The 12,628-nt window shown below is 58.2% G+C and carries 10 protein-coding genes; 7 read left to right on the plus strand and 3 right to left on the minus strand.

The features are described from left to right. Positions 1–330: 330 nt before the first annotated feature. Positions 331–783, plus strand: a complete 453-nt coding sequence (locus tag E1297_RS08385) for an acetyltransferase (RefSeq protein ID WP_368669490.1) — start codon at positions 331–333, stop codon at positions 781–783. Between the two features lie 414 nt (positions 784–1,197). Here the strand turns inward: E1297_RS08385 and purN are convergent, their stop codons facing one another. Both purN and purM read right to left on the minus strand, forming a co-directional pair. Further along, positions 1,198–1,854: a phosphoribosylglycinamide formyltransferase gene (purN, locus tag E1297_RS08395; protein ID WP_155136502.1), complete on the minus strand. Its 657-nt coding sequence runs from the start codon at positions 1,852–1,854 to the stop codon at positions 1,198–1,200. After that, positions 1,851–2,939, minus strand: a complete 1,089-nt coding sequence (gene purM, locus E1297_RS08400) for a phosphoribosylformylglycinamidine cyclo-ligase (protein WP_155136505.1) — start codon at positions 2,937–2,939, stop codon at positions 1,851–1,853. Before purM ends, purN begins: the two co-directional genes overlap by 4 nt. A 209-nt stretch (positions 2,940–3,148) precedes the next feature. On the opposite strand from purM, the gene E1297_RS08405 reads away from it, so the two are divergent. The 4 genes from E1297_RS08405 (at position 3,149) to E1297_RS08420 (ending at position 8,793) form a co-directional block, all read left to right on the plus strand. Continuing rightward, positions 3,149–4,234, plus strand: coding sequence for an AI-2E family transporter (locus E1297_RS08405; protein WP_155136508.1), 1,086 nt, complete (start codon positions 3,149–3,151; stop codon positions 4,232–4,234). A 6-nt stretch (positions 4,235–4,240) separates the two neighbouring features. Continuing rightward, positions 4,241–4,921 (plus strand): AAA family ATPase, encoded by a 681-nt coding sequence (locus tag E1297_RS08410; protein WP_155136511.1) that lies wholly within the window; start codon positions 4,241–4,243, stop codon positions 4,919–4,921. 133 nt (positions 4,922–5,054) lie between these two features. Beyond that, positions 5,055–7,271, plus strand: a complete 2,217-nt coding sequence (locus tag E1297_RS08415) for an RNA degradosome polyphosphate kinase (protein ID WP_155136514.1) — start codon at positions 5,055–5,057, stop codon at positions 7,269–7,271. Between the two features lies 1 nt (position 7,272). Then, positions 7,273–8,793: a Ppx/GppA family phosphatase gene (locus tag E1297_RS08420; RefSeq protein ID WP_155136517.1), complete on the plus strand. Its 1,521-nt coding sequence runs from the start codon at positions 7,273–7,275 to the stop codon at positions 8,791–8,793. 126 nt (positions 8,794–8,919) lie between these two features. Here the strand turns inward: E1297_RS08420 and E1297_RS08425 are convergent, their stop codons facing one another. Continuing rightward, positions 8,920–9,720: a GntR family transcriptional regulator gene (locus E1297_RS08425; RefSeq protein WP_155136520.1), complete on the minus strand. Its 801-nt coding sequence runs from the start codon at positions 9,718–9,720 to the stop codon at positions 8,920–8,922. Between the two features lie 187 nt (positions 9,721–9,907). Here E1297_RS08425 and E1297_RS08430 point away from each other — a divergent pair, with 187 nt between their 5' ends. After that, the gene (locus tag E1297_RS08430) at positions 9,908–10,783 is read left to right on the plus strand and encodes an oxaloacetate decarboxylase (RefSeq protein ID WP_155136523.1); all 876 of its coding nucleotides are present in this window, start codon (positions 9,908–9,910) and stop codon (positions 10,781–10,783) included. Positions 10,784–10,825: 42 nt separating this feature from the next. Then, complete coding sequence (locus E1297_RS08435; RefSeq protein ID WP_155136526.1) at positions 10,826–12,481, plus strand: alpha-keto acid decarboxylase family protein; 1,656 nt, start codon at positions 10,826–10,828, stop codon at positions 12,479–12,481. Positions 12,482–12,628: the final 147 nt, after the last annotated feature.

Here is a 12,628-nt window from a genome sequence, read left to right on the forward strand (position 1 = left end):
AACCAAGATCTGGCCGCCGCGTGATGGCCGTTTGGACACCACATTTGACAACAACTCGGGGGGAGGGGCCATGCTAATTGCCGCCTGATTACCAGCGGCACAGCCATGTCCACAGCTCTCACAACCGCCTTGAACAGGAAGCCAAGTCATCTGCTTGCATTTATCGGCCTCGAATGCAGGCCGAAAAAGATGGCCGATGACTGGCAATCGAATAGATCAACAATGAAGAAGATGCCTCCTGCCGAGCTGTGGCAGGGAACCTGCCGTAGTCTTGCCGCAAAGCCGGTGGATACGCCGGTGCGTCTGAGTGCGTTTTGAAAGGGGTTTTGCGTGACAGATTTCAAGATCAGGGCTTCGCGCCAAGCCGATGGGGAGCGGGTGATGGAGATCTGGCGGGCGGCCGTCGATTTGACCCACGACTTCCTGGCGGCCGACGACCGGCAGAATATAGAGCGTATGCTGGCCGGTTTTTTGCCGGGTGCACCCTTGATGCTTGCCGTGAACGAGAGCGATGAGGCAATGGCTTTCATGCTGTTGGAAAAGGGGCATATGGAAGCATTGTTCGTTCATCCGGACAGCCGGGGAAGCGGCGTCGGGCGGTTTCTGGTGAACCATGCCCTTGGACTTCATCCGGCCTTGACGACGGATGTGAATGAACAAAACAGTCAGGCGGTCGGGTTTTACAGGCACATGGGGTTTGAGCCGACCGGGCGTTCCCCGGAAGACGGCGAAGGCCGTCCATATCCGCTGGTTCACCTGAGATACGCAGCAGGGGAGCGGTAGCGCGTCATGGGCGCACTGGAGCCCGCCGCATACGGCCGGACTTCAGCGAGGCGCGTTGTCCGTATCGTGATGTTTGGCCAGTCCCTTGCGGCTAATGCGCCGCCTTTGCAGACTGCACCACATCGCTCTTGTAGCTTACAGGAAGACCCAGGCATTTCCCGTTGGTCGGGTCGATCGCGAGGCGTCCGGTTTCAAAGGGTCGGGTTTTTCCGTCCGAACATTTCAAAAACACGATATGCATGCTGTGACCCCGTTCAACAGAGCGTTTTGGCTGTAAAAGATAAAGGTGTGGTTACGGGAAGCCAAAAGACCGCAACCCGTTGTTACAGCACCTGCACCCGTTCCCACATTGCACCAGAGGCCTCTTCCAAACCATGTCCGCTTGATTTCAAAAAGGTAAGAAGTCAGCTTGGATCAGTCAGCCGGACAGATCAGGATGTCTTCAGAGCGTTTGGTGCCGCCGCTTGTGACACGCATGTCAACAACATGTGCTTTTCCGCTTGCCACCAGTTCCAGGGCCTTTGGGTAGATCTTGTGCTCAATGTCCAGCACCCGGGCTCCAAGAGTTTCCGGCGTGTCGTCGTCAAGGACAGGAACCGCACCTTGAATGATAATCGGCCCGTCATCCATTTCCGCGGAGACGAAATGCACGGTCGCGCCATGCAGCTTGACGCCGCCTTCCAGCGCCCGCTCGTGGGTGCTGAGGCCCTTGAACGCAGGCAGAAGCGCCGGGTGGATGTTGATCATCCGGTTCGCCCAGGCATTGACGAAATAAGGTGTCAGCAGACGCATGAAACCGGCCAGGGCAACCAGTTCGATACCGTTTTCGTGAAGCACGCTGTTCAGGGCCTTTTCAAACCCTTCGCGGTCACCCGGATACTTCCTATGGTCCACTGTGGCGGTCTTTATGCCGAATTCTGCGGCCCGTTCCAGTCCCTTGGCTTCGGGAACATTGGACACCACAAGCGCGATCTCCGCCGGGAAGTCAGTCTCAAGGGCGGCCGAGATCAGCGCCATCATGTTCGAGCCGCGCCCGGAAATCAGGATCGCGGTTTTCTTGCGGGGGGTCATGGCCCGAGATCCAGCTTGCCGTCAAACAGAACCGGTTCATCGCCCGCCGCTTCGATCTGGCCCAGATCAATGACCGTTTCTCCGGCCTGCGCGAAAGCGGCCGCGACAGCCTCCGCCTGATCCCGCGCGGCCACCACCACCATGCCAATGCCGCAGTTGAAGGTGCGCAGCATTTCCGATTGGGCGACACCGCCGGTTTTTGCCAGCCATTTGAACACGTCCGGCACGGCAATTCGGGACAGGTCGATCCGGGCGGAGCTGCTCTTGGGCAGGACGCGCGGCAGGTTTTCAGGCAATCCGCCACCCGTGATATGGGCGAGCGCCTTGATGCCGGATGTGGTTCTGAGCGCGGCAAGCACAGGTTTCACATAGATCCGTGTCGGCTCCATCAGGACCTCGCCAAGGGTCTTTTCCGGAGCGAAAGGCGCGTCTGCCGGCCAGTCGAGACCGGCCAGTTCAATGATCTTGCGGACCATCGAATAGCCGTTGGAGTGAACACCGGAAGAGGTCAGGCCGAGCAGAACATCGCCCTCCGTAACGTCAGGGCGGGGCAGGAGCTCGCCGCGTTCTGCCGCGCCAACGGAAAACCCGGCCAGATCGTAGTCGCCTGCGGCATACATGCCCGGCATTTCTGCAGTTTCGCCGCCGATCAGCGCCGCACCGGCCTGTTTGCAGCCTTCGGCAATGCCCGCAACCACATCGGCAGCCGTCTCCACATCGAGTGCGCCGGTCGCGAAATAGTCGAGAAAGAACAGCGGTTCCGCGCCTTGCACGATCAGGTCGTTGACGCACATCGCGACTAGGTCGATGCCGACCGTCTTGTGCTGTCCGGTCTCGATGGCAATTTTCAGCTTGGTGCCGACCCCGTCATTGGCGGCGACCAGGATCGGATCCTTGAAACCGGCGCCCTTCAGATCGAACAAACCGCCGAAACCGCCGATTTCGCTGTCGGCACCCGGGCGGGAGGTTGCCTTGACCAGTGGCGCGATCTTCTTGACCAGGGCATTGCCCGCATCGATGTCGACCCCGGCATCGGCATAGGTGAGGCCGTTTTGACCGGATTGAGGGGAGGTGTCCTGGCTCATGCAAGTCTCCGGGATGTGCGCGCGGAATTTAACTGTGCCGCGCATACAATCAGAACAGCCGCAACACAAGGCCGCACACGCCATTGCGGCGAAATCGCGGGGCTTAACCCCAATTGCCGGAGCTTGACCGGCTTTGGGAAAAGTCCCTAAGTGCGCAGCGGGCCCCCACTTGCAAACTGTGCGGGAGCGGCAGTGAAGGAGATCAATACATGACGTTGCGCCGGCAAGTTCAGTTCTGGGTGGTGTCGCTGGCGGCGTTTATCGCGTTCATGTGGGTGTTTTCGGGCGTGCTGCTACCGTTTGTGGCGGGTGCGGCGGTTGCCTACCTGCTGGATCCCGTCTGTGACCGGCTCGAAGCGCTCGGCATGGGGAGGGTGTGGGCGACACTGACGATCCTGTTCAGTTTCATACTCGTTCTGGTCCTGTTTTTCATTCTGATCCTGCCGGTGCTCGGCAATCAGCTCGCCGGTTTTCTTGAGAAATTCCCGGATGTGATTGCCAGGCTGCAGGACCTCATCAGCAAGGACATTCTGGATCGGGCTGCCGCCGCAGCCGGCATCAGCCCTGTCGATCTGCAATCATCCCTGACCAACTTGCTGGGGCAGGGCGCATCGTGGATCGGCAAGCTGGTCCAGTCGGTCTGGAGCGGTGGGCAGGCGCTCTTGTCGATCCTGTCGCTTTTCGTGATTACCCCTGTGGTCGCGTTTTACCTGTTGCTCGACTGGGATCACATGGTTGCCAGGATCGACGGCTGGTTGCCGCGCAAACACCTGACCGAGATCCGGGGGCTCGCCCGCGAAATGGATCGGGCAGTTGCGGGGTTCGTGCGTGGCCAGGTGTCGGTCTGCATCATCCTCGGGGCGTTTTACGCGATCGGTCTGGGACTGGTCGGGCTTAATTTCGGCCTGTTGATCGGCATGGGAGCGGGCCTTGTCAGTTTTATCCCCTTTGTTGGTGCCGGACTTGGATTTATCGTGTCCCTCGGAGTGGCTCTGGTGCAGTTCTGGCCTGACTGGATCATGATCGTCGCGGTCGCTGCAATCTTTGGAATTGGCCAGTTTCTGGAGGGAAACATCCTTCAGCCGAAGCTTGTCGGCAACAGCACGGGGCTTCATCCGGTGGCGCTCATGTTTGCCCTGTTTGCCTTTGGATATCTCTTTGGATTTGTGGGCATGTTGATAGCTGTCCCGGCGGCAGCGATGATTGCCGTGCTTGCGAGATTTGCATTGAGGCAGTACCTAGCGAGCCCGTTGTACACGGGGACTAACCGCCGGGAGGCGGGATCAGGAGAGTAGGTGCGTATGACTAAGGGGGACCCTCCGCGTCAATTGCCATTGCAGCTGCCGCATGATGCGGCGCTCGGGCGTGACGATTATCTGGTCGGCCAATCCAACCAGGCAGCGTTCGAGCTGCTCGAGCGGTGGCCGGACTGGCCATCGCCGGTGATTATCCTTGCCGGGCCGGTCGGCTCGGGAAAGACCCATCTGGTTGAAGCGTTTCATGCCGATACCGGAGCGATTGTCTTGCCGGCAGGCGAGTTGACGTCGACCATGGCCGGCGAACTTGTCGAAGAACCGGCAATCGTTCTGGAAAATGCTCATGAAGGGGTTGACGAAACCGCGCTGTTTCACTTGTTGAACGCCGCCCGTCAGGCTGGCAAGAGCGTCTTGATCACGGCCCGGACATGGCCGGCGGCCTGGGGCATCCAGTTGCCGGACCTGATGTCACGGTTGCGCGCAGCCACGCCGGTCGAGATTCAGGAGCCCGACGAGGAGTTGCTGCGGCTGGTGTTGATCAAGTTGTTTGCCGACCGCCAGATTGCGGTCGACTTGGGTGTTGTCGACTACATGGTGCTCCGTATGGAGCGTTCGCTTGGCCAGGCGCTGGAGGCCGTCGATGCGATCGACCGGGAAGCGCTGGCCGGACGGGTCAAGATCACCAAACCCTTGGTCGGGCGTGTTCTGGAAGACATGCAAAAGTAGCAGAGATAAAAATATTCTCGTGCGAACGTTGGAGTTGGCCTATCGAATTGCCATCTTGATGTGTTACCCGGAGACCCGAGGCTGCTGCCGGATCAGGCCGCGTGTTTGAAGGTTCGAGCTGGGGGAAAGACACATGAATGAAACCGTCGACTTGACCAAGGCACGCGAGGCGTCTGCGGCAGCGCCTAGTTCGGTTGTCCCGGGCAAGGAAACCCTTGAAGATCTGCGGCAGTCGCCCGGGCGTTTCATGAACCGGGAGCTGTCCTGGCTGCAGTTCAACCTTCGGGTTCTTGAGGAATCGATGAATCCCAATCACCCGCTTCTGGAGCGGGTGCGGTTCCTGTCGATTTCCGCCAATAATCTAGACGAGTTTTTCATGGTGCGCGTTGCCGGCCTCAGGGGGCAGCAACGGGCGGAGGTGATGAACCGGTCCGATGACGGGCTGACACCGACCGAGCAACTGCAACAGATCGGGACGGCGGTCGAAAAGTTGCAGGCCAAGCAACAGGAACTGTGGCGTGGCCTGCGCACGGATCTGGCGGAAAACGGCGTCGAGATCCTGCATGGTGAAATGCTCACCATCAAAGAACAAGACTGGCTGGAAGATCACTTCCTGTCCTATATCTTTCCGGTTCTGACGCCGCTCGCCCTTGATCCGGCACATCCGTTTCCCTTCATTCCGAATCTCGGTTTTTCCATCGTCTTCGAGCTGGTTCCAAGTTCCGGCGGGCGCGGCATGATCGCGCTGTTGCGTATTCCCGGGCAGGTGGAGCGGTTTGTACGTCTCCCCAATGGCGACAACGGCGCGGCACGGTTTATCGCGATCGAGAAAGTCGTGGGATTGTTCATCGGCCGCCTGTTTCCGGGATACGAGATCCGGGGCAAGGGCACATTCCGGGTAATCCGCGACAGTGATATCGAGATCGAGGAGGAGGCCGAAGATCTCGTCCGTCTCTATGAGAGTGCCCTCAAGCGCCGGCGCCGCGGGTCGGTGATCCGGCTGGAAATCCAGGACACGACGCCGCTGGCCTTGCGCGAGTTCGTGGCGGACGCGCTCAATGTCGACGAAGAGGAAATCTTTCTGGCCGATGGCCTGCTGGCTCTCAACAACTTGTCCCAGATCGTTGATCTGGACCGGCAGGACCTGAAGTTCGAACCTTATGCGGCGCGGTTTCCAGAGCGTATCCGCGAGCACGGGGGAGACTGCCTCGCCGCCATCCGGCAAAAGGACATCGTCGTCCATCACCCTTACGAATCCTTCGATGTTGTTGTCCAGTATCTGCGTCAGGCGGCGCGGGATCCGGATGTTGTGGCGATCAAGCAAACCCTTTACCGGACCTCGAACAACTCTCCGATCGTGAAGGCCCTTGCCGAAGCAGCTGAAGCGGGCAAGTCCGTCACGGCGCTGGTCGAACTCAAGGCGCGGTTCGACGAAGAGGCAAACATCAAGTGGGCGCGGGATCTGGAACGCGCAGGTGTTCAGGTGGTGTTCGGCTTTATCGAGCTGAAAACCCACTCCAAACTGTCGATGGTCATCAAGCGCGAGCATGGCGAGCTCAAGACATATTGTCACATCGGCACAGGCAACTATCACCCGATTACCGCGCGGATCTATGAGGACCTTTCGTTCTTTACCGATGATCCGGAGATCGCTCAGGACTGTGCCCGCGTGTTCAATTTCATCACCGGCTACGCCAAGCCGGCGGAGCTGACCCATCTGGCGGTTTCCCCGGTGAATCTGCGCCAACGCATGCTCGAGCTGACCCAGGCGGAAATCGAGCATGCAATCGCCGGGCGGCCGGCCCAGATCTGGATGAAGATGAATTCACTGGTCGATCCGGAGATCATCGACGCGCTTTACGAGGCCAGTCAGGCCGGGGTTCAAATCGATCTGGTCATCCGCGGCATATGCTGCCTGAGGCCCGGAATAACGGGCCTTTCGGAAAACATCCGGGTCAAGTCTATCGTCGGCCGGTTCCTTGAGCATTCCAGGATCTTTTGCTTTGGAAACGGTCACGGCCTGCCGTCGCCGGAAGCCTACGTTTATATCGGATCAGCCGACCTGATGCCGCGCAACATTGACCGGCGTGTCGAGGTGCTGGCGCCGCTTCTGACCTCGACGATCCATGAGCAGGTGCTCGACCAGATCATGGTCGCCAACCTGAAGGACAATCAGCAGAGCTGGCGGATCTTGCCCGATGGCGGGCATGAGCGGATCGTCCCGGCTGTCAATGAAGAGCCTTTTAACGCGCACCAGTATTTTATGACGAATCCATCCTTGTCTGGGCGCGGAAAATCGTTAAAAGGCGACCGTCCGCGTCCGTTCCTGGAGCGCCCGAAACGGGGTTAACATGACAAGTCATTTCGAGCCGGCGCGTGGCCGGCTGAATGGGACTGGCCCGATTGCGGTGATCGACATCGGGTCGAATTCGGTGCGGCTGGTTGTCTATGAAAGGGTTGCCCGAACGCCGACGATGCTCTTCAACGAGAAGGTGCTCGCCGGTCTGGGGCGTGGGATCTCGGTAACTGGGCGCATGTGCGATGCATCGGTAGAGGCTGCGCTGAAGGCCCTCGTCAGGTTTCGCGCGCTCATGGATCATATTCGGATCGAGACCACCTACATCATAGCAACAGCGGCCGCGCGCGATGCGGAAAACGGGCCGGAATTCGTCAAGAAGGTCGAAGAACTGATCGGCGCTCCGGTCCGGATCCTGAATGGTGCCGAAGAGGCGCATTATTCGGCGCTCGGTATCATCGCCGGTTTCTGGGAGCCGAAGGGAATTGTCGGCGACATGGGCGGCGGCAGTCTGGAACTTGTCGAGATTGCAGGGAAGACCGTCAAGAAGGGGGAGACATTTCCGCTTGGCGGGCTGCGCTTGCAGGAACTGGCAAATGGCAAGATCCCGAAAGCCCAGAAAATCGCAGAAGAGGCGCTCAAGCCTTTTTCCTGGCCGGTGATGCCCCGCGGTGAACGGACCTTTTATGCCGTTGGCGGGACGTGGCGGTCACTTGGGCGGCTGCATCTTGAGCAAAACGAATATCCCTTGCATGTGATGCACAACTACGAGATCCCGGCTGACGAGGCGATTGCCTTTTGCCGGTCGATCGCGGTTCCAAACCTTGAAGGGGTGTACGGTTCGGAAAGGATTTCCAAGCAGCGGCGGCCGCTTGTTCCTTTTGGTGCGGTTGTGCTTGAGCGGGTTCTGAAGGGTATGAACGCGGATCGTGTGGTCTTTTCGGCGACCGGGGTTCGGGAAGGCCTTTTGCACGAGCATCTCCCTCAGGAGCTGCAGGACAGCGATCCGGTGATCGAGGCAGCCCGAGAGCTTTCCCAGTTGCGCTCGCGCTCGCCTCGGCATTGCGAGGAGCTTGTCGTCTGGACCGATCGTCTATTCGAGCATATCAACATAGAGGAAACGGACTACGAAAGACGGCTGCGCCATGCCGGCTGCCTGTTGTCCGATATCGGATGGCGTGCACATCCGGACTACCGGGGCGAGCAGAGCCTGAGCATCATTTCCAATGCCGCCTTTGTCGGCCTTGACCATGCCGGTCGTGCCTATCTGGCCGCCTCCGTCTTCTACCGTCATCAGGGGCTGGGAGAAGGGCGGTTGTCCCAGCGCATCCGGCAGCTTTTTACCGACCGGCTGCGGTACCGGGCAAAAGTGCTCGGCGCATTGTTGCGGGTGGCCTCTCTGCTCAGCGCATCGATGGAAGGCATTCTGCCGCAAATCGATATTGTTTCCGACGGTAATGGAATTCAGTTGGTCCTGCCCCCGCATCTTGCAAATTTCGATGGCGAGCGCCTGCGGCGGCGGCTTGAGCAGTTGGCAAAAACCATCGGCACGAGCAGCAGTGTGACAATCGGTTAGTTCCGCAATTCGAAGGCTGGCATTGTCCGAAACGTCTTGGTTGGCTAGTGCGGCAACCGGCGAGAGCCCTTTGGGCACTGGGTCTGCAAAATCGATTCCGGTGTCGGCGGCTCTGTCCTTTGCCAGCTAGTCATCTGCCGGTAGTGGTTTTTCCTGCAAGATTGCTACTCCGTCTTCCCAGGAGGCGTCCTGGTCAAGTGACATTGACAAGGTGAAACGGTCGGGCCGGAAATAGCCTTCAACGAACTCTACCGGTACGTCCTTCGTGTCGAAAACCGTGCGGGCGATATAGAGCAATGGCGCGCCTGCGGCTGTGTCCAGATGGCTGGCAAGGGTTGCATCGGCGATCGTGGCGCTTACGGTTTGCCGGGCAGCACCGATGGTCTTTCCGGCAGCCTGGATCAGGTCGATCAGCCGGTTTTCTTCCAGGGCAGCGGGCGAAAATTTACGACCCAATTCGATTGGGACATAGGCCATGATGTAACAAAACGGTTCGCCATTCCTCGACCGGATTCTTTCAATTCCGTAAACGTCGCTTCCCGGCCGGACTGCGAGCCCTTCGGCAATGGCATCATTGGCTGCTTGACGGGAAAAACCCAGAAGACGGACATCTGACTGCCCGACAATGTGGGACTGACCCATGATCTGGGTGCTGATGGCAGCCTTTCTTTTGCGCTCGTCCGCGTTTCCTGCGATTTCGATATCTTTCCGCACCGTGGTTCCGCGCCCACGCTCGCGAATGACCAGACCTGCCTGGTCCAGTTCCATCAAGGCGTGTCGTGATGTGATCCGGGAGACACCGAATTGTTTTGCAAGCTCTGCTTCGCTGGGGACCATGCTTCCCGGCGGCAACTGGCCGGAAAGAATTTTTTCCCGAAGCAGCAGATAGATTTTCTGGTAGCGCGGTAATTTGCCGGTTGGGGTCATTGCATTTCCAAATGTAATGCCTAAATCATAATTGTCATAACAATTCAATATAACATTTTAGCATAACAAAAAGCCATGGCAAGCGGTGCGTAGCCAAATAAATGCCTGTGCCTGTCCGCGTGTCCGTGGGCCAGTCTATGAGCCCGGATCGGCTTGCTACAACCCGTTTGCATGAAGGAGTTTTACGATGAAAAAAACAACGCTTTTCAAGACGATGCTCAAGGATCCCAAAATCCTGAGCATCCCTGTGGCGCATGATGCACTTTGCGCAAGAATCATCGAAATGGCGGGATTTTCCTGCGTCGGCTGTGCCGGTTACGCAAATTCTGCGACCCTTTTGGCAGCGCCTGACGTCGAACTCTTGACCCTCGATAACATGGTCGACTGTGCCTGGCGTATTGCTGATGCCGTCGATTTGCCGGTCTGGGTGGACGGGGACACCGGTCATGGCAATGTCACCAACACCATTCGCACGGTGCAACAGTTCGAAAAGGCCGGTGCTGTTTCGATCATGCTTGAAGACCAGGTATCGCCAAAACGCTGTGGCCATATGAGCGGTAAGGAGATCATCCCGACGCATGAATATGTCGCCAAGATCAAGGCTGCGGTCGATACGCGTTTGGACGATGATTTCACCATTCTTGCCCGCACGGATGCTGTGGCTGTCAACGGACTGGAAGATGCGGTCGAGCGGGCGAATGCCGCGATCGAGGCAGGCGCAGACTGGGTGTTTATCGAAGCGCCGCCGACCCTTGAAGTCCTCAAGTCGGTGCCAAGTCTCGTCTCGGTGCCCACTCTCGCCAATATGGTGCCGGGCGGCAAGACGCCGTTGGTTTCCGAAAGCGAGCTCGAAGCCTTCGGTTTTGGCGCCGTCGCTTACCCCACGGCCTTTACTTACGTCTTCGCAAAAATTGCGAGGGAACTGGCCATCGACATGCGCCGGACCGGTTCGATCTCCGGCTGGGAAGACAAAATGATCGAATTCGATGAATTCAACAAACTTGTTGACCTGAATAAAATTCGTGATCGGGAAAAGAAATATTACTCCGATATGGGCAAATAAAAAGATTCACTCGTTTTCTAAACTCAAAAGGAAATTCGAATTATGTCTGTTACCGTTCTTCAATATGTTCTGTCCCGTCTGAAGTCGATCGGCGTGGATCATGTCTTCGGAGTTCCGGGAGACTTTTCGTTTCCGGTCAATGACGCAATTGTGGAGTCCGAAGAGATAGAATGGGTTGGCGCTTGCAACGAGCTCAATGCCGCCTACGCTGCCGACGGCTATGCCCGCATCAAGGGCGTGGGCGCGGTGGCGACCACTTATGGCGTTGGTGAATTAAGCGCGCTCAGCGGGATTGCCGGTTCCTATGCCGAGCATGTCCCGATCTTTCATCTGGTGGGAGCGCCGAGTATGAGTGCCCGGGACAATCGCCTTCCGGTTCACCACACGCTCGGCAACGGCGAATTCGGCCTGTTCCAGCGCATGGCGGATCCTGTTGTTGCCGCCTCCGCCCTGATGACCCCGCAAAATGTTGTTCCCGAAACCGAACGCCTGATCCGGACAGCCCTCTATGAACGCCGCCCGGTCTATATGGCCTTTCCCTCGGATTATGCGAATGAACCCGTGTGTTGCAGTGGCGAACTGTTGCTGCCACCAGTCTCTGATCCACACCAATTGAAAAAGGCAGTCGAAGCCATAGAGAAGTCCCTTGCCAAAGCGCGGACCGCAGTGGCGATCCCGGGTTTTCTCGTCTCCAGGCTTGGTCTTAACCTTGAGCTGGAAGAGCTGGTCAACCACAGTGGCCTGCCGTTTGTCACGATGTTCATGGGCAAGACCGTGCTCGATGAAACTCATCCGCAATATGCCGGAATGTATGCAGGGGCTTTGCTTGACAGGGATGTGCGCACGTTCGTGGAGGGGGCGGATGCCGTGTTGACTATCGGAACCTTGCTGGGCGACTTCAACACGGGCGCTTTTACCGCAAATCTTGACCCCGGGAAGCTGATTACGATTGGCCATCACAAGGTCACGGCCGGCGGACAGGTTTTCCATTCCGTCGAGATTGCGGATGTTGTCCGGGCGCTTGCGGGACAGCTTGCCAAGCGGAACTGGCCGCAGATCGGGTCCTTGTATGGTAAAGCCAAGGCCTCGCCAAAGGCCGCTGGCGCCGGTCCGATCACAGCAGAGACGCTCTATACGGGACTTGAGCGATTTTTCAAACCGGGCGATATCATTGTGGCAGATGCCGGGACTATTTCGATGGGACTGGCCTTCACGAGCATGCCATCCGGCGCAAGTTTTCAGGCACAAGGCCTGTGGGCTGCGATCGGGTGGGCCACGCCGGCGGCCTTCGGCATGGCTGTTGCGGCACCGGACAAGCGGGTCATATTGGCGACCGGAGAAGGTGCGCATCAACTCACAGCACAGGAAATCAGCCAGTTCGGGCGCTACGGTCTGAAGCCGGTGGTCATTGTGCTCAACAACGATGGTTATCTGATCGAACGTCTGCTCTGCAAGGATCCGGAGGCACCCTACAATGATCTCGCCCAATGGCGGTACTCGGAATTGCCTCGTGTTTTCGGCTGCAACGATTGGCAGACGGCGAAGGTGTCGACTGTCGAGGCTTTTCAGTCTGCCATCAGTGCGGCGGGCGACGCCACGGTCGGGACTTATATCGAGGTCGTGACTGACCGCTATGTTGCCTCCGGTTTTGCCGAGAAACTCCACGACAGCAAGCAAAGTCTCTACAGCGCAGCATGATCGTCACGGCGGGCGTGACCTGCCGGCGTGCGCCTGTCGTGACACATCGCTGCAATGGGGGCATTTGCCAAGGATCGCATTTGGGATTTTCAAGGCAGGAGACTTGGCAACCGCTGTGGGTGGATTCAGCCACGAAGTGCAACGTTT

This window comes from Roseibium sp. RKSG952 (genome assembly GCF_009711355.1).